This window comes from Moorena sp. SIO3B2 (assembly GCF_010692525.1).
GTDB lineage: Bacteria > Cyanobacteriota > Cyanobacteriia > Cyanobacteriales > Coleofasciculaceae > Moorena > Moorena producens.
On the sequence record NZ_JAAHHE010000016.1, the window covers coordinates 127937 to 150604 of the forward strand.

At 44.1% G+C, this 22668-nt stretch carries 18 protein-coding genes, 1 tRNA gene and 2 pseudogenes; 15 read left to right on the forward strand and 6 right to left on the reverse strand.

From position 1 onward, the window contains the following. Positions 1-8 precede the first annotated feature (8 nt). Positions 9-1091 carry an RRXRR domain-containing protein gene (locus F6K38_RS05995; protein ID WP_008187154.1) on the reverse strand — a complete coding sequence of 361 codons (1083 nt, stop codon included), beginning with the start codon at positions 1089-1091 and terminating at the stop codon, positions 9-11. Between the two features lie 524 nt (positions 1092-1615). Between F6K38_RS05995 and F6K38_RS06000 the strand changes: the two genes are divergently transcribed. Then, the gene (locus F6K38_RS06000) at positions 1616-2386 is read left to right on the forward strand and encodes a hypothetical protein (RefSeq protein WP_008187150.1); all 771 of its coding nucleotides are present in this window, start codon (positions 1616-1618) and stop codon (positions 2384-2386) included. A 59-nt stretch (positions 2387-2445) separates the two neighbouring features. Here the strand turns inward: F6K38_RS06000 and tftA are convergent, their stop codons facing one another. After that, positions 2446-3801, reverse strand: a complete 1356-nt coding sequence (tftA, locus tag F6K38_RS06005; protein WP_008187147.1) for a hormogonium tapered terminus morphoprotein TftA — start codon at positions 3799-3801, stop codon at positions 2446-2448. 356 nt (positions 3802-4157) lie between these two features. Between tftA and F6K38_RS06010 the strand changes: the two genes are divergently transcribed. Further along, on the forward strand, positions 4158-4820 hold the full coding sequence (locus tag F6K38_RS06010) for a class I SAM-dependent methyltransferase (RefSeq protein WP_008187144.1): 663 nt from the start codon (positions 4158-4160) through the stop codon (positions 4818-4820). A gap of 683 nt (positions 4821-5503) precedes the next feature. Here F6K38_RS06010 and trhO read toward each other — a convergent pair. Beyond that, entirely contained in the window at positions 5504-6337 is an 834-nt protein-coding gene (gene trhO, locus F6K38_RS06015) for an oxygen-dependent tRNA uridine(34) hydroxylase TrhO (RefSeq protein WP_287310652.1), read from the reverse strand. Positions 6338-6792: 455 nt separating this feature from the next. On the opposite strand from trhO, the gene F6K38_RS06020 reads away from it, so the two are divergent. Continuing rightward, positions 6793-6865, forward strand: a tRNA-Ala gene (locus F6K38_RS06020). A 122-nt stretch (positions 6866-6987) separates the two neighbouring features. Here the strand turns inward: F6K38_RS06020 and F6K38_RS06025 are convergent. Then, positions 6988-8376, reverse strand: a complete 1389-nt coding sequence (locus F6K38_RS06025) for an AAA-like domain-containing protein (RefSeq protein ID WP_287356281.1) — start codon at positions 8374-8376, stop codon at positions 6988-6990. 229 nt (positions 8377-8605) lie between these two features. Between F6K38_RS06025 and F6K38_RS06030 the strand changes: the two genes are divergently transcribed. From F6K38_RS06030 to F6K38_RS06085, 12 genes and pseudogenes are all read left to right on the forward strand, one after another. Further along, a complete protein-coding gene (locus F6K38_RS06030; RefSeq protein ID WP_287257081.1) occupies positions 8606-9112 on the forward strand; it encodes a hypothetical protein in 507 nt (168 codons plus the stop codon). 327 nt (positions 9113-9439) lie between these two features. Continuing rightward, on the forward strand, positions 9440-10087 hold the full coding sequence (locus tag F6K38_RS06035) for an IS607 family transposase (protein WP_008187139.1): 648 nt from the start codon (positions 9440-9442) through the stop codon (positions 10085-10087). A gap of 12 nt (positions 10088-10099) precedes the next feature. After that, positions 10100-11269 carry an RNA-guided endonuclease InsQ/TnpB family protein gene (locus F6K38_RS06040; protein ID WP_008187137.1) on the forward strand — a complete coding sequence of 390 codons (1170 nt, stop codon included), beginning with the start codon at positions 10100-10102 and terminating at the stop codon, positions 11267-11269. Positions 11270-11394: 125 nt separating this feature from the next. Then, positions 11395-12804, forward strand: a complete 1410-nt coding sequence (locus F6K38_RS06045) for a glycoside hydrolase 100 family protein (protein ID WP_193374711.1) — start codon at positions 11395-11397, stop codon at positions 12802-12804. Between the two features lie 157 nt (positions 12805-12961). Next, positions 12962-13138: a hypothetical protein gene (locus F6K38_RS06050; RefSeq protein ID WP_154659862.1), complete on the forward strand. Its 177-nt coding sequence runs from the start codon at positions 12962-12964 to the stop codon at positions 13136-13138. Between the two features lie 390 nt (positions 13139-13528). Next, positions 13529-14074, forward strand: a pseudogene (locus F6K38_RS06055) (glycogen debranching enzyme N-terminal domain-containing protein); the annotation flags it as partial. A gap of 391 nt (positions 14075-14465) precedes the next feature. Further along, positions 14466-15266 (forward strand): annotated as a pseudogene (locus tag F6K38_RS06060) (MGH1-like glycoside hydrolase domain-containing protein); the annotation flags it as partial. Positions 15267-15372: 106 nt separating this feature from the next. Then, the gene (locus tag F6K38_RS06065) at positions 15373-16422 is read left to right on the forward strand and encodes a DMT family transporter (protein ID WP_008187127.1); all 1050 of its coding nucleotides are present in this window, start codon (positions 15373-15375) and stop codon (positions 16420-16422) included. A gap of 71 nt (positions 16423-16493) precedes the next feature. Then, positions 16494-17102 (forward strand): CPBP family glutamic-type intramembrane protease, encoded by a 609-nt coding sequence (locus F6K38_RS06070; RefSeq protein ID WP_165691843.1) that lies wholly within the window; start codon positions 16494-16496, stop codon positions 17100-17102. Further along, positions 17080-17364: a hypothetical protein gene (locus F6K38_RS06075; RefSeq protein ID WP_287356283.1), complete on the forward strand. Its 285-nt coding sequence runs from the start codon at positions 17080-17082 to the stop codon at positions 17362-17364. The genes F6K38_RS06070 and F6K38_RS06075 overlap by 23 nt, the downstream gene beginning before the upstream one ends. 5 nt (positions 17365-17369) lie before the next feature. Then, positions 17370-18644 carry a cation:proton antiporter gene (locus F6K38_RS06080; RefSeq protein ID WP_008187121.1) on the forward strand — a complete coding sequence of 425 codons (1275 nt, stop codon included), beginning with the start codon at positions 17370-17372 and terminating at the stop codon, positions 18642-18644. A gap of 188 nt (positions 18645-18832) precedes the next feature. Further along, complete coding sequence (locus tag F6K38_RS06085; protein ID WP_287252835.1) at positions 18833-18955, forward strand: hypothetical protein; 123 nt, start codon at positions 18833-18835, stop codon at positions 18953-18955. 299 nt (positions 18956-19254) lie between these two features. Here F6K38_RS06085 and F6K38_RS06090 read toward each other — a convergent pair whose 3' ends face one another. Together F6K38_RS06090 and F6K38_RS06095 are read right to left on the reverse strand one after the other, a co-directional pair. Continuing rightward, on the reverse strand, positions 19255-21396 hold the full coding sequence (locus tag F6K38_RS06090) for a DUF8508 domain-containing protein (RefSeq protein WP_008187120.1): 2142 nt from the start codon (positions 21394-21396) through the stop codon (positions 19255-19257). An 838-nt stretch (positions 21397-22234) separates the two neighbouring features. Further along, a complete protein-coding gene (locus tag F6K38_RS06095) occupies positions 22235-22480 on the reverse strand; it encodes a hypothetical protein (protein WP_287263036.1) in 246 nt (81 codons plus the stop codon). Positions 22481-22668: the final 188 nt, after the last annotated feature.

A 22668-nucleotide genomic window follows, 5' to 3' on the forward strand; every position in this document is an offset into this window, starting at 1 on the left:
GCCTCCTTTTAGTAGTTGACAAGTAAGCCCGTGGAGCGTTTGAGTAATCGGACTTTCCGGGCTGAGAATTGTCCGATTCTTTTCCAGTTGCTATTGCTCACTGAAACTTGTGTTGCCGTATCGCCACTGATCCACCCTCGGTAGGTCTGACCCGCTTTTACAGCTTCCACGTAGTCGCCTTTACGGAAACCGTGGCGAGTGGTGGTTCCTCCGTACTTTCGGCGTTTACCGCCCTTGGAAAATTGGAGTAGGTGGAGTTGACGACGGCTAATTGGCGGTCGGGAAACCACGGCGAAAGGTGCAAGGGTGACCACAGCCACGGTGGGGGTCACGACTTTACCGTTGCGGTAGTACTGGGTCTTGACCTTTCGGAAGGGGAAGGATGCCAAGGCTATACCGTCGTTGGCGTGAGTCTCAGCCGTCTGACGACTCTTATCGGTCTTGTCTTTGGTTAACCCCAACCCTTTTCGTGCCATTGAGGTCTCCCATCCCATCTTTTGGGTGACGGGGACCGTGAATGTTGCCTCAAGGCGTTGGATGGATTGGTATTGCCCCACCATCACTGGAGAGAAAGCTTTTGTCCCTTTGGCTTTGACCACTTCATAGACGATCTGGCTAATGGGATAAAGCTCGAATAACTCACTGACCACACGAAACTCTAAATCACGGTTGGCTTTGATGGATGGGGGAAGCTTTTTGGCTAGCCGATTCTCAAAGCGCTTCTGTCTGTGAGCGCGTTGGTCGTAGGGAATTTTGTGGTTAATCCGACGGCTACGGCGAGTTCGCCGCATCATGCCTCGGGTATCGATCCGGTCTCTGACCTTGGGATAGGGTAGTACCAGATGACCCGTCCAGAGGGTGGCTTGGGCTGACTGGACAGCCAAGCCAGTGAACATTTTGCCGGGGTCAATCCCCACAGCAATCGACTGAGTTTCCTCCCCTGATGGTTCAGCTACTAGTTGAATCGCAAAGATGTCGAGGGCGTTAGGGTAGATGATGGCTTTACCTTCTTTAACCCAACGTCTCGCTCTAGAGGCTTTTGTCGGCATTAAGGGTTGTCCATTTGGTGAAATTACTGGGACTCGTAACATGGAGATAATCCTCACGAGTAAAGTGTTTGGGGGTTACCCGTCCCTTCGGTCACCTCATTCAAGATGTCCTTTCAGCAAGCGACTGACAACACAGTCTTACAGTGGTACGGACTGGGGAAGTATCCGTACGTGCGTACCAGAATGAGGCTCGATGACCTAGTCAAACCTGGGAGAGTTAGTTGTCTCTCCAAGCCCCAACCTGGCCGTAGGCCACGCTACGCGAACAACGCAGTAGGTTGGGGTTATTGACACTACTTACCTGTGTATTTCAGCATCTGTACTGAGCTTTTAGGATTTGTCAATTTTAAGACAACTGCTTCAAGCTATAATGATTAACTTTCAGATTAAATGTTTCTGGTTCTAATGGTTTAAGTTTTATTTTTGATTAATAAAATTTGAGCAAAAGTAGCTAAGGACACTAATATCAGTGTGAAGCTGGCGAAACTATCACAAGGTTTTCGAGCCTGAGGGTTATCTCTAAGCATGATGGGATCAAGGCTGAAAATCCGTCGGAGGTCGCTAGAATGTTATTTAATATTGCTGGTGTAGGGACTGGGTTAGGAATTCTAACCCTATTGGTATTTGGGCTGTTGCAATGGTTGCACATCAGTACTGGTCATTTCCTGGATTGGGTGATTGGTGTGGCTAGCTTTTGGTGGCTGTTGGTGATTGTGACAGTGCCATGGAATGTCCACTTGGAAGCTAGGGAAGTTTTAGCAGAGGGGTCGGCTTCCAGGGAAAATGAGATTGCGGTTGACCCGAAGCAATTAGACTATGTGAAAATGATAGCTAAGCGATCGCTAACCGTAGCAATCGCCCTTCACGTGTTATCTGCTGTGGGTCTTTACATGCTTGCTGCTACTGGGATTAGTGCTGTGGGCTACGTCAGTTCGGGAGCAGCTTTGCTTTTAACTGCTTTGCGTCCAGCGGTACGTTTTTACCAGTATTTAGCAGCTCGATTAAGGATGATCCGGCAAGAGTTTACCTATCCTCGCCGAGATGTAATGGAACTACAGAATCGTTTTGAAGCTCTCGAAAGAAGTGTCAAAGGTCTACAAGAGCAACTAGACCCACAAGAACCTTACTCTTGGGTGGCAACCCATCAGCGTTACTGGGAAGAGACTCGTAAAGGCTTAGCCCAACTTGAAGCATCCATGGCACAACTGGAAGCTAATAACAATGCGGAACACCAACGTTTAGCTCGGGATTCTGAAAATGCGATCGCACAATTAACTACAGATAGTCAATTTCTGGATAATGTCCGAGAAATTATTCGGTTTTTCAAGACAGCTTAGCAGTTATAGCGCTACGGGCAGGGAATCGGGAATCGGGAATCGGTAATCGGGAATCGGGATTAAACCAAGTTAGATGCTTCATATAAACGCCTGACAACGGCGATAATTCGCTTACCGTAATCTAAATCAGCTGACCAGCGTCCACTGAGCTGCCCAACTAAGGGAGCAATCCCTCGGGTAACGAAGCGAAACCGGGGATCGACCAAGGGTTGGACTAGGGGTTCCTGACTGGCGTAGGCTTTCAAGTGTTGGATATGGGCACGTACTCCAATTCTAGCGCTAGGAAAAGTCGCTTCTTCATCACTAGTCACTGCTCCCAAACCACCAAAATTATTCTGCTCAGGTCTAAGGCGATCGCTAAAGCGTAGGAAGTTAGTTTCTACACAAGCTTGGGAAAAGGCAATGTCATAGTTGACTCCCTCTACGGAGGCTTCTTCTCGATAGAGCCTAGGTAGGTCAGGAAACTCAGTCAGGGCGTTCTGATTATTGTTTTTAAGAAATATCTGTAACTGGACTTCGGAGGTGCTACCATGACCCATGATCCGGTCAATCAGACCTGGACAGATTTTCTGGGAAATTGAGCGCAAAATCACAGTGCGGGTGGCAGTATCCCAACCGACAAAGATGTCATAATCCCTTAGTTCAATGGCCTTAACATAAACGACTCCCCGATATTGCACACGACGGACATTCTCGGCGGTGGTCAAATCCACTCCTAGGCGATCGGCTAGGTCAATGGGAATGTAAGAATTGCTATTGATTAGAACACCTCGATCATCGTAAGTCTGATTATTGATTTTAATATCAATGATGGGATAAACGGGATTGAATTCATCGGGTGGTTGTTCACCAGAAATCAAACTACTCCATTGGGCAAGTCCATCAGCTATGCCTCTGGCCATGTCACGACGTCGATTCTGGAGCAGAGCACGGTCTTGGGGATTAGTCAAAAAGCCAACTTCGAGCAGTAGGGAGGGAAGGATAACATCACGGCAAAAGGCAAGACGGCCAACACCTGAGTCCGTATCAGGCTTTGCTCCTCGATTCGGCAGTTCAGGAAGGCGTGTGATCAAATAGCGCAGCATTAGTTCAGCATGCTTCTTGCGCTCAGTGTTATTGAAAATGTAGAAGGCAGAGGCACCTCGGATGTTAGGATTGGAAAAGGCGTCAGCATGAATCTCTAACGCTACATCACCAAAACGAGCACGGTCATTAATCCATTGAATTGTCTGCTTTAAACTCAATTCATCAGGAACAGATAATACTTCAAACCGACGCGATCGCAATTCTGGCACCACCAGATCTCGCAGCCGAATCATTTCTTCGGCTTCCGTTGTCCCACCGGCAATCGCCCCTGGGTCACGACCACCACGTTCCATGCCACCGTGACCTGCTGAAATAAATATACGTCCCATGTCTTGCTTTTTGCCCTTAGCCCTTAATTGAGCACTTGCTCTCTCCAGGATAAGGATTTAGTTTCCCTATGGCTAGGGGAAGTTGGACTGGACAAATCATCCCACCAATAGGCAATAGCAAGCAATAACCACAGCAAAATGGATGGATGAATAATAGTAAGCATTCAGGCATCAGCGTGTCGCGTATCAGCTATTAGCCAAAAGCCTGTGGGCACAGTGATTGATGCTTTTGAATAAAATAAGCTGACGGCTGACAGCTGACGGCTGAGTGCTTACGAATAATAAACAATGAATAGTATGATTGCTTAGCTTGAGCAACACCCGGAAAATCATAGCTTTTAGCAAACTATATATCAATGGCGAATCAAACCTTTGGACTAGACAACCAGCTTTACGACTACTTGAAATGTGTTTCTGTAAGAGAGCCAGAAGTTTTGACCCAGCTTAGGCTGGAAACAGCACAGCATTCTATGGCTAGGATGCAAATAGCTCCTGAACAGGGGCAGTTTATGGCCTTACTCGTGCAGTTGATGGGAGCCAAGAAAACTCTAGAGGTGGGGGTATTTACAGGCTATAGTGCTTTAGCTGTAGCCTTAGCTTTGCCACCAGAGGGCCTGGTGGTTGCTTGTGATATCAGTGAGGAGTATACTGCGATCGCACGTCGCTACTGGCAACAAGCTGGAGTAGCTGACAAAATTGACCTGCGAATTGCGCCAGCACTGGACACTCTGGATAGGTTGCTGAAAGAGGGACAGGCAGGTACATTTGATTTTGCCTTCATTGATGCCGATAAACGGAACTACGAAAACTATTACGAGCAGGCACTGAAACTGGTGCGTAATGGTGGACTAATTGCTGTGGATAATGTTTTATGGTCGGGGCGAGTAGCGGATCCTGAGGTAGTCGATAACATAACTAAGGCAATTCGAGCATTTAATCAAAAGCTCTATCAAGACCAACGGGTAAACCTTAGTTTGGTACCAATTGCTGATGGATTGACCCTAGCACTAAAGAATTGACACTCCCCGTCCTGTAAGAACGGGGATTCTTGGATCAACGACTCGTCTTGCGTGGGCCAGGTCGTAACCAGGAACAGTAGAGGACAAATCTCCCCGAGCGTTTAGATCATTTCATATCCAGGTTCCGGTGTGCCGGAGACGAAACCTTAGAAGAGTGGAGCCTTAATCATAAAGTTTTAACCCTTTTATGCATAGCCGACTAACCTTAAAGGCTCCACTCTTCTTACGGTAACTTCTAACCCCACCGTACCTTTTTTTTATATTAGATAGATAGGTACTTTTTTTATCTAAATTTTTCATAGACGTTTAAGTCGTTAGACCAAATTACGCAATATGTATCTGATACATATTTTTTACGTTGTCTACTTATTGTTAGATAGTATCTATCTAGTCTTCTACTTTATTGTTTATATTTTTCTTATAGCACACCTATCACAAATTGTCAAGATAAAGTTTAAAGAAAAGCCGTCCTATAAGGACGGGGCTTTAAACCCAAAATTTTTGGTAAGAAGCTATCAGCGTGTCGCGTATCAGCTATCAGTTATCAGTTATCAGCGTGTCGCGTATCAGCTAATGCGCTAGGCGCAGGCTAGTTGAGGTGCTTTTTAATCAAACAGGTAAGCATTGGTTTAATCTTAGTTACTTCAGCTGACCGCTGACCGCTGACCGCTGACCGCTGATGCTTAAGCTTCCTTGATGAGATCATCAAAACAGTGAGGGCAACAAATACCTTTGATATATTTAGGGGAATTGAGATCAGCTTGGGAAATTGGATTTCCACAACCGTAGCACATATGGTGGGTTCCAGCTTCCAAGCTGTGCTTGAGAGCAATCCGTTGATCGAAGACAAAGCACTCCCCCTCCCATAAACTTTCGTCTTCTGGGACTTGTTCTAAATACTTGAGAATGCCACCTTTGAGATGATAGACCTGTTTAAAACCCTGACTCAACATAAAGGATGAGGCTTTTTCACAGCGAATACCCCCTGTACAAAACAGGGCTACTTTTTTGTCTTTGGTGGAATCGAGGTGGTGGCGAACATAATCAGGGAATTGTCGGAATGAGTCAGTATGGGGATTTTGGGCACCTTTGAAGGTTCCGATATTTACTTCATAGGTATTGCGAGTGTCAATCAGGACTACGTCTGGATCTGAAATTAGAGCATTCCAGTCTTGGGGATTAACATAAGTACCTACCTTCTGATTGGGGTCAACCTCTGGCAAACCGATGGTGACAATTTCTTTCTTTAACCGGACTTTGAGGCGGTTGAATGGGGGGGAGTCAGTGTAGGATTCTTTATGCTCTAGGTCGGCCAGACGGGGATCGGAACGGAGAAAGGCTAGGACTGAATCAATGGCTTGACGGGAGCCTGCGATTGTGCTATTTATGCCTTCTGCTGCGAGGAGAATCGTTCCTGTGATGCCTTGAGCTTGACAATGGGCTAGTAAGGAGGGTCGTTTATCGGCAAAGTCTGGCAATCTGACAAATTTGTAAAATGTTGCAACTACCTGGGTCATGATCCGGTTAAGGGGTGAAAAGAGTGCTGAGTTTTGAGTCCTGAGTCGTAAAGTGCCTCACTATTTACTATATTGGCGTATGGTAAGACCCCGCACTAACCTGCTATGGTCAGATTACTGTTGTGGTTTACTGTTGCGGTCACTGGTGATAGCCCATCACCCGATTACTCTATGACCTGATTACCTGAACTGACAGTTGTAAATGGTGCTTTGATCTGAATGGATGGCAGAAATGCTCGATTGCGATTGCGCTACGCCCACGCTACGCGATCGCTAAATCTAAAATCTTGATTGGATCAGGGTTTTAGCCATTACCCCCCTGACAATCATGCCAGATAAATCGTGCTATGGGAAAATTTTTTGGCTATCTTGCTTGACTTTCCACTTGGATGTTGTATAATAACAAAAGTGCGATTGATAAACTAAGCTTGATTTAGCTTAAGTTGTATTTACCTGGGGGTATAGCTCAGTTGGTAGAGCGCCTGCTTTGCAAGCAGGATGTCAGCGGTTCGAGTCCGCTTACCTCCACTAAATGTATCTATTGGTAGATTGGTGGCTAGGGTAGGCTTTAGAGTAGAAACAAAATAAAGGCTAATGGCTGATAGCTGATAGCTGATAGCTGATAGCTTAATGCTTACCATAACTAATCACTAATTACCACTAACTCTGATTCCATTGAGAAATTGATTTCTAAAAAATAGACGATATAGTTCGCAACTAGCTGTGGCTCGATTCCCGCGAATTTTGATCAAACCCAAGCTTTCCAATTTATAGGCAGTGAGCGCTTCTAATTCCACACTTTCTGTCGCCATGACTACTTCCTTAAAGGCAGCGACTAGGTCAGGATGGGGTAACAAAGCGGCTAGATAGTAACGCAAATAGTTACTATAAATTCCAGTTTGAGTTGGGGCTTCCTCTAGTAATTGTTCTAAGCTAACATCCTGTTTGGTGAGATGATACAGGGCAAGACGAATTAAACTAGGACAACGACCTACCATAGTCACTAAAGGATCAAGACGTTTCACAGCTTCGTCACCTTTTGCCCAATCCAAACCATGACGCTGGGCTAACTCTAGCACTTGCTCATTGGTAAATTCTGGGAGTTTAATGGCTAGGCCAACATTAAAGGGAGACTGATTAAGTTTTAGTGGCACATATACATCTGTAGCATGAGCTATCACCCATCTTACGTTTTGCCAAATTTCCAGTTCCCTAGCATCCTCATACCAAGAGCGTAGCAAAGACAGAAAATCCCTAGAAAGTTCTGGATACTCAAAAATTTGATTGACTTCATCTAAAGCAATAACGATTGGCCTATCGACTTGCTCTAGCAAATAGTCTTCAAAGTAAGTGGTGCAACTGACCTTAGAGCCAATCTCAGAATCCCAATAGTGATCGAGTTGGAGGGATAAACCCAATTGCCGACTGACGTTGGCACAAAACCAACGTAAGAACTTATCTAGGTTGGTGAAAACTTGGGAATCAGCTCGGTGTAAACTTAAAGTAACAGTACGAAAGCCCTGTTTTTTAGCATAAGCTACAATCCTTCGCACTAGGGAAGTCTTTCCTTTCTGTCTGGGGCCTTTAATATGAATCAGGCTACCTGGTTTCCTAACTTCTGCGTAGGTGAGTGCTTCAATAGGAGGACGTTCGATGTATAAATTGGAGTTTAGTGGTACCGGACCACTGGGAAAGTCTAGCTCTGGTACCAGAGCAGGGTATAGGGAATTCCCGAAGCTGGTTTTGATCCTGTCGTGATAGCTATAAATCCCTAGAGAGGATAGCTGAGCTCGGGAGTACCGCCTCAAAACTGAGCGGACATTACTTTTGGTAACTTTTTGTTTGAGAGCCACAGAGAGACGTTGCCAAAGTTTGAATCCTACATCTCTAATGTAACTATGCTCATACCCGCAGCTTTCCGCAATCTCAGCGTAAGTCTTCCCTTCCCAAACTTCACAGAAGACGGTCTCTTGAAGGTTACTGAAGGAGTAATCGGGCAAAATTGTGTCCAAAACAGCTAGGGCTTCGTCTGCCATCATTGACTAGGTTGAAAGCCAACACACCAAACACTAGCTTTACTTTGACATAGAATTGCCAAAATTTCCGTGCAATCAAGCAATTTTTTCCAATTTTTTACGACTCTGACCAGCAGATGGCCCACTCCAATCTAGGTCAAATTCCCGATTTTTTCAGGCAGACAATTTCGATAGGTCTTCTTTAAAATCAACTCAACGTTCTTTAAGTCTGGTATCCCAAGACGATTGAGTGATGAAAAAACAAGTTTTCGGAGCAGTTTCAGCCCTAGCATTCGCCGCATCTGTGCTGCCTATGGCCATTCCTAGTCTGGTACCAGTGGCTCAGGCTCAAGCCGGTTTTGTGCCGAATGCTCCCTATGTTGCCAGCGCTGGAATTGCTGGAGCTGCAGGGGATAGGCATTTTATTACCGTTGGTGTGGCTGTGTTTCCAATAAATGCTGTTGTGATTGAATGTACCAATCTCGCTGGTGTTCGTAAAGCAACGGTTACTAATCAGTTTGGTGAGAGAGTGGCAGCAACCACAGCAGTTTCTAAGAGTCCTGAAGGTGGTACCGCTCTGACGGTTACCTTGAATGAACCTGTTAAACCAGGCAATGTGCTGCGCATTGTGATGGATGGGGTAGAACAAAATCGAGAAGGGGGAGCGATGCTTTATCGAGTGTCTGCTCTGACCGAAAATATATCCTATCCCTTTCCTGTGGGTACGGCAATGTTGCTGGAGCCGGTCTTGAATGACTAGAGTCAATAGGGTTGTTCGCGTAGCGTGGCCAATAGGCCAAGGTTGAAGGTTGAAGGTTGAAGGTTGTTTGGTTGAAAGTTGAAGGTTTTTTTGTTAAAGGTTGTTTGGTTAGACCTTGCACCATTAGTATTTTTATGATATTGCTTGCGTCAATTATTCTGACCTATTCCCTGTTCCTTTAACCCAAGTTCCTTGATCCAAAGTCCCCGAATTTCTGTGTCTTTCGATATCTGACCCAAGTACTTGAGGATGTTGTCAAAGGAGTTGAGATTTAGTCGTTAAATTATTGACAATACTAGACAAACTTCTACATACTTGTCTAGTATTATGCATTACAGACCTCACCAATTTGCCAAAATCGCTGGTGTCTCGGTTAGAACCCTTCAACGATGGGATGCATCGGGAAAATTGGTTGCAGACAGGACACTAGGAAACCACCGAGTTTACACCCAGAAACATATCAACGAATTGAAAGGGTTGTTACCCGATTATATGAAACGGTCTATTGTCGTTTACTGCCGGGTATCATCTCCTTCTCAAAGACCAGACCTGGAAAACCAAGTTAAAGCTATGGATACCTTCTGTAATGCCTCTGGTCTCAAAATCGATCAAGTCATCCCAGAAATTGGTGGGAGTATGAACTTCAAACGTAAGAAATTCCTCAATCTACTATTCCGTATGCTTTCCGGGCAGGTCTCTACCATCATCGTCGCTCACAAAGACCGATTATGTAGGTTTGCGTTTGACCTGATTCTTCAGTTAGCCAAGTACTCCGATGGCGAGATGATCGTGACCAACAATGAATTCCTTAGTCCCCAGCAGGAGATGCTGGAAGACCTCATGGCTATCATCCACTGCTTCTGTTGTCGGCTGTACGGTTTGCGTCGGTATCTCCAAGCGATTCAAGAAAAAATCAACAAAAACCTTGATAGTCCCGACGATTGTGCGAAAGTAGAAATGGAAGTACAAGTTTAGGTCGAAACTCCCATGTTTGGAATCAAGCGCGAACTCAAAGTCAACAACTCCGAAGCCAACTGGCTATCTCAATGTGCGGGGTTCTCTCGGTTCGTTTATAACTACGGACTGGGAATTATGAAATCATCATGGGAGTTTGAAGACATCAGAGCTTCCGATTCCAAGAGGTTGAACACAATTAAGAAGGTGTTCACCAATGTGACTAAGAAGAATCCTGATTTTGCTTGGTGCAATAAGTATCCAGCTCGGATTTACCAAAATGCGTTTCGGAATCTAGCTAAAGCCTTTAGTTGGTGGCGTGACCCAAAGATTAAAGCTCAAATGCCTACATTCAAGAAGAAACGCCATCAGTGCAGTTTTACCGTTGATGATTCAAACGGAAAACGGCTGGTAAAAGCTGGGAAGACCATCAACATCCCAACAATGGGGACGTTCAGATTAAAGGAGGCTATTCCTTACGATTGCATTTCCCAAACATTTACCATTTCAAGAGAAGCAGATAACTGGTTCGTATCGTTCTTTGTCGATGCTTGCCCAATGCCAGCGATGAAACACACTCAGCAAAAAGTCGGAATTGACCTAGGTGTTAAGTGTTTTGCGACTTTGTCCGATCGCACCAAGATTGAAATGCCCAAATCGATCAAGAAAGCGAAAATCAAGCAATCGTTGCTACAGTGGCGCAATCGTAAAAAGGTGTTAGGCAACGGTCAGACCAAGACCCAACCCAGTCAGAATGCTCAGAAATACTATCAAAGACTGAGGAAGCAACACAAACACATTGGGAACATCAGAGAGGACTTTTTGCAAAAGGAAACCACCAGGTTAGCGCAGACCTATCAAGAAATCAAGATTGAGGACTTGAACCTGTCTGGGATGCTGGCTAATCACAAGTTAGCTGAAGCCATCGCCTTACTGGGATTCTATCGGTTCTCAGAGTTGCTGACCTACAAGCAAGAATTCCACGGGTTCAAACTAACCCTGGTAGACAGGTGGTTTCCCAGTTCAAAAACATGCCACAAGTGTGACCACATACAGGATATGCCGTTGAGGGAACGAGTTTATGTGTGTGGCAGTTGTGGAAACATTGAAGACCGGGATTTGAACGCAGCGATTAACATAGAGCGTTGGGAACCCGGTAACAGAACACTGTCGATGGCAATCGATCAAACGCCTGTGGACTAGAAGTAGCCGACTACCTAGGATGAAACAGGAATTGAACATCAGACCAAATGTCTAGGTTTGTGTAAGATTCATGATGCAGTTAAGCTAGCATCAACCACATGGACAACTTAAAGGAGAAGTTTTATATGGTAAGCGAAGGTAATCTGATCGATGCAGCTTGGCAAGCGCTGGAAGATTCGATTATCGATTATCAAGGTCATCCCGTGGGCACAGTAGCGTCGAAAGACTCGGATATGGAAGCCCTGAATTATGACCAGTGCTTTACGCGGGATTTCGCGGTGTCGGCTATGGCATTGCTGATGAGGGGCAAAGGAGAAATTGTGCGCAATTTCCTGATCGAAACCCTAGGGCTTCAAAGCCGTGAAAAGCATATGGATTGCTTTAAGGCGGGTCTTGGATTGATGCCAGCTAGCTTTAAAGTGATACATAAGAAGGAACAGGAGTATTTAGGGGCGGATTTTGGGGAACATGCGATCGCACGAGTTGCTCCAGTAGATTCTGGCTTGTGGTGGCTGCTGGTGTTAAGGGCTTATGTTAAGGCAACTGGTGATCAAGCCCTTGCCCACCAGACAAGGTTCCAACGGGGAATCAAATTAGTTCTAGATCTGTGTCTGACTAAGCGATTTGATCTGTTTCCCACGATGTTGGTTCCCGATGGTGCCTTCATGATTGACCGACGCATGGGAGTTGATGGCTATCCGTTGGATATTCAAGCCCTATTCTACACTGCCTTGCAGGCGGCCAGTGAGTTGTTGTTGCCAGAGGATGATTATGTTCCTGTGGTCAAGGAGCGCTTGGGTCATCTAACTTATCATATTCGGAATTACTATTGGTTGAATTTAGACCGCCTCAAGGAAATCTATCGCTACAATGTGGAAGAGTTCGGTGAATCGGCAATCAATAAGTTTAATATCTATGCTGATACTATTCCTGATTGGCTAATGCAATGGTTGCCAGATTCAGGGGGATATTTTGTTGGTAACCTTGGACCAGGACGGATGGATTTTCGCTTTTTTGCCCAAGGTAATTTAATGGCAATTATTACGTCCCTAGCTACTGAAGAACAATCCCAAGCCATTATGAACTTGATCGAGCAACAGTGGCAGGATTTAGTGGGAGAAATGCCCATGAAAGTTTGTTTTCCGGCTTTGGAAGGTCGCGATTGGCAAATTATCACAGGTTGTGATCCCAAAAATACTCCTTGGTCTTACCATAATGGGGGGAGTTGGCCCTTCTTGTTGTGGGAATTGGCAGCAGCAGCACAAAAAACTGGGAAATCTGAACTGGCCCGTCAAGCATTAACAATTGCTTCCCAATGCCTGCTTCAGGATAACTGGCCAGAGTACTATGATGGTAAAGATGGTCGCCTGATTGGCAAGAAAGCTAGGAAATTTCAAACCTGGACAATTGCTGGCTTTTTAGCAGCACAACAGTTGATAGATAATCCGGATCATCTTAACTTAGTCAGTTTTGAGGACACTGCTGTGATGATTTGCTCTATGGATATTGCGGAAATTGTTGCCATGAACAAATAACTTTAAATTAATTTAAACTAATTTAAATTCACTTAAACTAAGTTAAAATTGGTACTTACCAAGTACCAATTTTAACTTAGAGGTTGTCTGAGAAGTCTCATTTGCTACATCCAAGCCCCCGTTGGTCCCCCAATTTTGGGGGACTTTTAGAAGCAAATTGACTCTTGTTCCCCCCAAAGTTGGGGGGCTAGGGGGGCAAAATTCAGTATCAAAAAACTTGGGAGATATCCTCTTAACAATTCCCAAAATTACCAAGGTAAGCATTCAGCGGTCAGCGGTCAGCGGTCAGCCTTGGCCAAAAGGCCACGCTACGCGAATGGTTCACGCTACTTGAGGGTAAGCATTCAGCGGTCAGCGGTCAGCCGTGGGCTTTTGGCCCACGCTGCGCGAACAGCTTTCCGTAAAAGAGATTAAGCGAATGCTTACCAGTTGTCTTGATGCAATAGCGAGTGGGGTTTTCCCCGAAGACCTTGGTGCATCACTTATTCAAAAGTTCCGTAGCTTGCCCATAGCCCATAAGCTGATACGCGACACGCTGATAGCTGAATGCTTACACTTGAGGTGCCGTCAGCTTATTTTATTCAAAATCACCATTAGTAGCGTACGCTATGGGCATAAACTTTTCCCGTAGCGTGGCCACAAGCCTTTACTTCTAGCTGATAGCTGATACGCGACACGCTGATAGCTGAATGCTTACTTACCAAGTACCAATGACCAATGACTAATGAGTAATGACTTGGGACGAGAAATTTGCGGTAATCTACCCACAGGAGAATCACGGGAATGGCTAGTTACCAATGGAATTGGAGGCTACGCATCAGGGACGATAGCTGGTCTAGTTACCCGACGTTATCATGGATTGCTGATTGCTGCTCTCAAGCTCCCCTTGAATCGTAATCGTGGATTAAGCGATCGCGAAGATCATCTCCATGTCGCAACCTTTGAGACCCAACTTAAAGTTGGGGAATCCCTGACTCTGGTGGTCAGCACTGAAGAACATCCTGAACTTGATGGCAACACAGCCTTAGACGCTCATTATCAATACCAGCAGCAGTTAATCAACCGTTGGGATGCTGCCCACAATCTCAAAACTACCCCCAGTTGGATCCGGCAATTAGTATGGGCGGCTGACCAATTTATTGTCAACCGCCCTTTAGCAGATGCACCTGATGATAAAACGATTATCGCAGGCTACCCTTGGTTTGGGGATTGGGGGCCAGATACCATGATTAGTTTGCCAGGATTGACCAAAAAAAATGGGTTTCAAGCCCCGTCCTTCCTTCGACGGCTTTTAAGTAGAGTGTGATAGAATAAACATGTAGCCTAGTACAGGCAGGAAAAGTCGGTACTGCCAATTTAAAAACAACGAGCGTTTTGCGATACTAGTACACGAGGAGCGAAAAACCTCGCCAAAACCCATGGGTCTTAACAGACACCGAAAACCAGTAAAGTACAAATTTAAAGTATATAACGTACCGTGGGGCACACGGGAACGGGCAATCCCAACGCTTAGGGAGACAAGCCCACTGGGGTTAGTTAAATTAGGCTCAATATTTGGTTCTTCTGGACGAATATTTGGCTTAAGTAAGGCATTTCAGGATAACTAATTTTAAGGCATGTCGTAGAACTAAGAATCCCCGCTCTTATAGGGCGGGGAGTGTCAAAAGAATGCTGTCAATCCTAGCAAAGTCGGCACAAAAGTGGCTCCTCATTACCGATTTACTATTGGTGCTGGGGAGACTCGGGTGATTAAGCTGTGGCTGAGTGATGCTCCCAATATCCCCCAACCCTTTGGCAGTGAGTTTTCACGGATTATTGCCACCCGTCGCTCAGAAGCGGATCAGTTTTACCATGCGATCGCACCACCCGGAATTAATGATGATCAGCGTAATATTCAGCGTCAAGCCTTCGCAGGACTGTTGTGGAGTAAACAGTATTATTACTACAACGTAGAAACCTGGCTCAAGGGTGACCCCAATCAACCGCCACCTCCACCAGAACGTCTCAAAGTCAGGAATCAGCAATGGAATCATCTCAACAATGCAGATATTATTTCGATGCCCGATAAATGGGAATATCCCTGGTTTGCAGCCTGGGATTTGGCATTCCACTGCATCCCCTTAGCAATGATTGATCCAGATTTTGCTAAGAATCAACTTGACTTAATGACGCGGGAGTGGTATATGCATCCCAATGGGCAAATTCCCGCCTATGAATGGAACTTTTCAGATGTTAATCCTCCCGTGCATGGGTGGGCAACCTGGCAAGTTTATAAGCTGGAAAAACAGTTCCATGGCACAGGCGATCGCCAGTTTTTAGAACGGGTCTTTCAAAAACTTCTGCTGAACTTTACTTGGTGGGTTAACCGCAAAGATTTCGACGGCAACAATGTATTTGAAGGGGGATTTTTAGGCTTAGACAATATTGGAGTATTTGACCGTAGTTCAGATCTTCCAAACGGCTGAATGCTTACCTATTACCTATTACCCAAAAAACCTTCGACTATAAAACTACCGCGCACCACTGGACATGATATGATTCATTGAAACTTTGCTATTGTCAACGTCTATGTCAAGTTTCATTGCTAAAACAACAGATTGGTTGAATCGGATTCCAGGGCGTGGTTACTTATTGATCGCTATCCTGATTTTTGCAGCAGCGAATTCGGTCATTCGTAAGCTCACTGACCTGGGTGCAGATAATTTAATTGATGGTAGAAATCCTATTTCCTTCTGTAATGTGTTGTTTGTTGGCAATCTCTGCGCGTTGCTAGCGTTGATTGCTATTTATGGACGACAGTGGAATTTTCGAGCCCTCAGACAACTCTCTGGAACAGATTGGTTAGGGTTACTAGGTGTTGCAGTTTTGTCAGGAGCACTGGCACCATCTCTGATATTTATCGCTCTTGAGCGCACTGCTGTTAATAATGTAGTGCTGATTGGACGCATTGAGCCTCCTCTTGCTTTGGCTTTGTCGGTTTTACTTCTCAAAGAACGGGTAAATCGTTGGGTGATAGCTGGTGCGATTATTTCATTTATTGGTGTAATCCTGACTATTGTGCTTCAGCCTCCCCAGGAAAACATGATTAATATGGGTGGAGGCTTTAGGATTGGTGTCGGTGAATTGATGGCAGCAGCAGGAGCGATCGCATTAGCAATTTCTACCATTATTAGTAAAGTCAAGCTGCGCCAAATCCCTCTGGGAATCTTTACCGTGTTCAGAACTGCTACAGGTACGGTCATTTTCTTGGTTGCGGTGATTAAGTTATTTGGAGTAGGTCATTTTATGGATGCTTTATCACCATTTGTCTGGCAATGGATGCTGCTCTATGGGGCTGTGATTGTAGTAGGAGGTCAACTCTGTTGGTTTAAGGGTTTGAAGACTACTACTGCATCCGATGTTTCTCTGGCGAGTTCCTTTAGTCCGGTAGCGGGCATTTTAGCAGCTTACTTGATTCTATCAGAAGTACCAACAATAGCTCAGTATATTGGTGGTGCTGTAATTATTGGCGGCATTGTCCTGAATCAAATTGGTATTTCTCGCAAACTTCCTAAAACTGATACTATCATTGTGGCAGAATCGATGAAAGAAATGGAATTTGGGTTTAAAGGAGTATGAATGTAAGCATTCAGCTAATGCTTACCTAGTAACATAAGGATGTTACTAGTTCTAGAGATGTCAGTATGGAGATGTTAGCCAAATTTGCTGAAAGAGTTACCGAGCGCTTGATGGCTGGGATATTAACGTTTCCTGATGGTCAAGCTTGGGTAATTGTAGTTATCTTAATCGTGATTTATGGTTTAATTGCTTTACCGATTGGTTTCCGGAACGGCTTTCTAAAACTAGATCAGAACTTACTTACTATTGATAATCCCCCATTATCTCCTTTATTCAGGAAAACTGATGTAAGTGCTGTTAATGTCAAAACCTCTTGGTATTTAGTGGGAAAGATTATGATAACTGCTCTGTTTACCCCAGCAATACTTGAAGAAATATTTTTCCGGGTTTTATTATTACCTCATCCCTCAGAAAACCCTTCCTTAATTTCACTATCCGCTTGGTCTACAGTCAGTTTAGTCATTTTTGTTATCTATCATCCACTGAATGCTATCACCTTCTATCCGGCGGCAATGGAAACATTTTTTAAACCTATTTTTCTATTCCTAGCTACACTTTTGGGAATTATTTGTACTATTGCTTATCTTCAAAGTGGCTCCATCTGGACAGCTGTAGTCATTCACTGGTTGTTTGTTGTGATCTGGCTGATTGGCTTGGGTGGCAAAAGCAGACTTTTGTAACTTAAGCATTCAGCTATCAGCATTCAGCTATCAGCTATCAGCATTCAGCTATCAGCATTCAGCTATCAGCATTCAGCTATCAGCATTCAGCTATCAGCATTCAGCTATCAGCATTCAGCTATCAGCTATCAGCTATCAGCTATCAGCTATCAGTACTTTTCATAACTATCAGGTACACAGAATTTTTTTCCTATTCCCTGTTCCCTGTTCCCTGTTCCCTGTTCCCTTTGGTATAGCACTGACACACTCAGGATTTAGATAAATTCCATGAACACTGAACTATTTGCGATTATTGCTCTATTTATCCTCGGCTTTGGTTTAATTTCTGGGCGCATTGAGAAAAGTGTGATTACGCCACCGATGGCTTTTGTGATATTTGGAGTTTTATTGAGTCCGCAATTGTTGGGTTTATTGAATCTGGAGGTAGAGCATGAGCTTGTTCGGATAATTGCTGAATTTACGTTGATTCTGGTTTTGTTCACTGATGCTTCTCGGATTAATCTTAAACTGTTGCGTCGAGACTACAATTTACCGGTACGTCTGTTAGGTATTGGTCTACCGCTGACAATTATCCTAGGAACAATTTTGGCAGTACTGTTGCTTGGAGGTAGCTTAGAATTCTGGGAAGCAGCAGGGTTGGCAACAATTCTGGCTCCCACTGATGCTGCTTTAGGACAAGCGGTGGTCAGCAGTCCTCGTGTGCCAATTTGTATTCGTCAATCCCTCAATGTTGAAAGTGGTTTGAATGATGGTATTTGTTTACCGATTCTATTAATTTTCCTTTCCTTAGCTGGAACAATGGAAGGGACGGGAACAGCAAGCTTTTGGTTTCGCTTTGCTGCTATGCAAGTGATTCTCGGGCCAATCGTTGGGGTAGCAGTTGGCTATATTGGCGGTTGGTTGGTGTCACAGAGTGTTCGCCGCAAGTGGATTACTCATAGTTTTGAAGATTTATCGGTATTAGGACTCTCGTTATGCGCTTATGCGATCGCAGAATTAGTGGGGGGAAATGGTTTTATTGCCGCGTTTTGTGCTGGCTTGACCCTAGGGAATACAGCTCCATCAATTTGTGATTGTTTGTATGAGTTTGGAGAAGCAGAGGGACAGTTGCTGGTGCTGCTGATTTTTATGATTTATGGCTCAATGATGGTATTTCCTGCTCTGGATGGGGTTAGTTGGCAGATGGGATTGTACGCCATTGCTACTCTGACCATTGCTCGGATGGTAGGGGTTGCTATTAGTGTGATTGGTATGAAGTTGCGTTGGTATACTATTTTATTTTTGGGCTGGTTTGGACCGAGGGGAGTGGCTTCAATATTGTATGGTTTACTAATTTTAGAGGGGGATGGAATTCAGGGTACTGAAGTGATGTTTAGTACTATGGTAGTAACTGTGTTGATTAGTGTGTTTGCTCATGGTTTAACGGCTTTTCCAGGAGCTAACTGGTATGGTAAGTGCATGGCAAGGTTTAAAGCTACCAATGAGATCCCAGAATTGATGCCACGCTCGGAAATGCCTGTTCGTTTGTCTTGGCGCAAATGATAGGTTTTAGGTTTTAGGGAGTAGGGAGTAGGGAGTCGGGAGTCGGGAGTCGGGAGTCGGGAGTCGGGAGTCGGGAGTCGGCAATAGTTTTGGAGTTTTGCAAGAGGTCTTTTGAGTAGACTACCAAATCGTAAGCATTCAGCCGTCAGCTGTCAACCGTCAGCTTCCCATAACTCAAGATTAAACGAATGCTTACCTCTTTTATTGAAAAGCAGCGATTGCGCTACGGGCACCCTTGGCCTGTGGCCACGCTGCTTGAGGTGGGAACAGTAGCGTGGCACAGGCTTCGACCCATCGGACCTAACCCATAAGCTGATACGCGACACGCGCTATAGCTGAATGCTAACACCAAATCTAACAGTAGCGGGATTTATTGTAGCCCTTGATAAGCACCGAAAATCAGCTCAAAAATCTTAAACATTATTTGGAACAGGATAAAGATTATTCAACCAAATAACCTTGGCCTTTGGCCACGCTACGCGAACAACCTCCTAACCTTCAACCTGCTAACCTTTAACCTTTAACCTTCAAGCAACTCACCTTCAACCTCCCAACCTTCAACCTCCCAACCTTCAACAAACTAACCTTCAACAAACTAACCTTCAACCTTTTATATCACAAAATTACTAGAATCATGTAGCTCAACAACATCAACATTTTCCAGAAGGAGAAATATCTGACTTCCATCTGAATTAGTATTTAAAAAAGGGAACGGAAATTCTTGTTTTAATTCCCTGAATACCCCTTGATAATTGCTGTCATCAGAGCCATCTTGGTCAAACAAAACAACAGCAAAATTATCCTGTAAAGCAAAACTCAGAAAGCCCCGATTAATCGCATCATCATAATTAGCAACTGTAATTCCGTTATTATTAAATAACTCAGTAAGAACAATTTTGTCACTTCCCACTTCAAAGTCGGTGATCTGATCGCCAGCATCTCGGTGTGAGGTGTAGACAAACTGATCATTACCACCACCACCAGTGAGCAAATCTCGAGCTTGGAAACCAGTGATAATGTCATTGTTATCAGTACCAGTCAGCTGATCACTACCTGCGGTGCCATTGATAATAGTTGGCTCAGGTAAGGTAAAGCGAGCTAAAATTGGGTCATGGTCGCTAGCTTGGTCAGCAAACTCACTGTTGACGTGGACAATGTCATACTCAGCACCAGCATCAACTAGGTGATCACTGACCAAAATATGGTCAAGTGCCTGAGAGTTCCCTTCAAAAATAAATGTGTAACGCTCATCCTCTGGTAACGTTTCCGTCAGATTGGTCAGCACTGAATTGTGATATCCTTTTAGAGTTTCCAGTGGTTCTTCAAAATCAAACGTATTGAAGTCTCCCAGCACTAGGACATTGGCATCAGGGTCATTAGTCAGAATGGTATCGACAAAATCGTTAACGATTTGAGCTTGCTGATTCCGTTTCTGCTCCTGACCGTTTTGTGGTGGTTGATTCTCACCAAAGAGAGGGTCACTACCACCCTTGGAAGAAAAGTGATTATTAATAACAGAGATGGTTTCACCGTTAAACTCAAACTCCGTCAACAAAGACTTGCGGGTATTATCGAAAGCCGTCTCACCAACACCAATACGTTGAGCAGAATCAGTGTTGATGGTAACTCGGTTAGGGTTGTAGAGGTAACCGACGCGGATATTACCACCAGGTTGACCCCCATCCTGACGGTCCACAGGGGGGATATCAAAGAAGGAGTACTGAGGTCCACCAGCAGCAACTATGGCATTAATCAGAGTTTCGTAGGTTTCCCTAGCATCCACATTACCATTGTCTATAGTTCCGTTATTGTCTTGAACCTCTTGCAGAGCAATGATATCGGGGGATTGGAGATTATTGATCAGTTGAAATGCGATCGCATTAAATTTACCATCACCGATATCATCATCCCCATCTTGACTATTGGGGTCGAGGTTTTCGACATTGAAGCTAGCAATGGTAAGTTGATTGGCACTACTGACTAAATTCGTTATCTCTGGCGTTAGGTTACCTGATGTAGCACTAATTGGTTCAGTAGACTGGAGTTCAAAGTTACCGAAACTGTAGCTAAGTACCCCTGTTACAGTACCGAGCTGGTCACCGACATTAACTGTAGGAGAAATGCCATTGAATAGAGTGTCATCAATCTGAATTCGCTCTGGATTGAAGTCACCGTCACTAATGGTAATGCCACCACGATTATTAACACCAGTAGGATTGACATCACCTGGAACCGTCCAAATTTCACCAAACCTATTAGTGGGAGCAACCGCTACAGCATTATTGATTTGCACCCGCATCCCTTCTAGGCTTTCGTAAAAGTCAATGCTATCAGTAGCTTCATTGAAGTCAGTTAAACCATCATCATCAATAATTTCTGTAGGTACTGTACGGTCTTCACCGATAACCACCGCAGTAGGTAAAGGGTTGTTCGATGATAAGACCCTAATATTAGTCAGGTTAGTAATTTCAGTCAGGGTTAAGTCATCGGAACGGTTACTACGCCGAAATTCTTGGACATCACCACTCACTTGCACCTTGTCACGGATTCTGACCGTAGGAGTAGAATTAGTAAATACAAAAATTCCATCTGAGGTAGCATTATTATTATCTCCATAAGGGTCTTGTAGGTAGAAGCCGTTGCTCGCTACCCCAGTCACAATACCTGTAGTTGTGACAGACTGACCAACAAATGGTGAGATATGACCTTTACCTTGGATGTCGTATATGGGACGTATGATTAGATTTGTCATATACCTACGTTTCTCTTTAAAAATAACTATAGTAATCGGCTCTCCTAGACTGATTATAGTAAATTAGTAGTTTAAATGAGCTTAACCCCTTAAATAGCAAGGGATTCAATCAACTAAAAATACATTTTCTTGATGGAATAGCGAGTGGTTTGAAGTTACCGTAAGACAGGGGAGCCTTAATCAATAAGTTTTAATCATGCATCTGCATAGCCTACCAACCATAAAGGCTCCCCTGTCTAAGGTTTCGTCTCCGGGGTAAACCCCCAAGACCGCTTAGGTGCCCTTACAGTCGTCGAATTAAATTCGCCACGGGTCGCACCTCTGCATCGCTTTTATTAAAATTGCATTTTTAAATTACTCAAGAGCTTACTAAGCAAAAACTATGGCGATTATTTTGTACTAATTTATCCTAGCCACTCTAGGAGAGCCTAGTAATCCTATCTTATTCGTGAAATAAATGGGCTGCTTTCAGGCAGTATGCAGAAGGCATAAGGCAGATTTTAATGGAGAATGAGCTAGTTTTTCAGAAGTCCAGTTATTTTTAAAATGATTTAGGATTGCTATAGTCATATCAGGGTTTTGTATTGGTTTTAAAACCAACGAATATTTAGCTATTAGCTATCAGCGGTCAGCGGTAACATCAGCATTCATAGAATGTATGCAATCCCTGATTAATAAACAGAGTAGAGACTTTATCTAGTCTTATATATTCTGTAGAGACGTTATTCATAACATCTCTACAGAGGCTTTTTTTTTCGTGACCAATGCTTGTGTTAATTACTTATATTGTGTCGTGGATAGCAATTATCATAGCTATGAGGTACACAATTTCGGGATTTTAGGTAATCGGTAATCGGTAATCGGTAATCGGTAATCGGTAATCGGTAATCGGTAATCGGTAATCGGTAATCGGTAATCGGTAATCGGTAATCGGTAATCGGTAATCGGTAATCGGTAATCGGTAATCGGGATGCGCTGCATCAAAACAGGGAATCAACGTCAAAAAATACTGTACCTCATAACTGCGATAAACGCTAGAAATAGTAAGGAGCCAAAAATATCTAAAAATAAAGTAAGTATCCACTTATAATGGTACTTTAATTTTGTTAATATTTTGTGAACAATTTGGGGATTTACTAGATTTTTATTGATCTAGCAAAACTTTTAAAAAAAATTAATTTAATCAGGAAGAAATAGCAGTTGACAAGTTACCTTTAAATGGTTAAACAGATACACTCTAGCTGTAATAATTCAGCGATCAGCTTCTGAGCA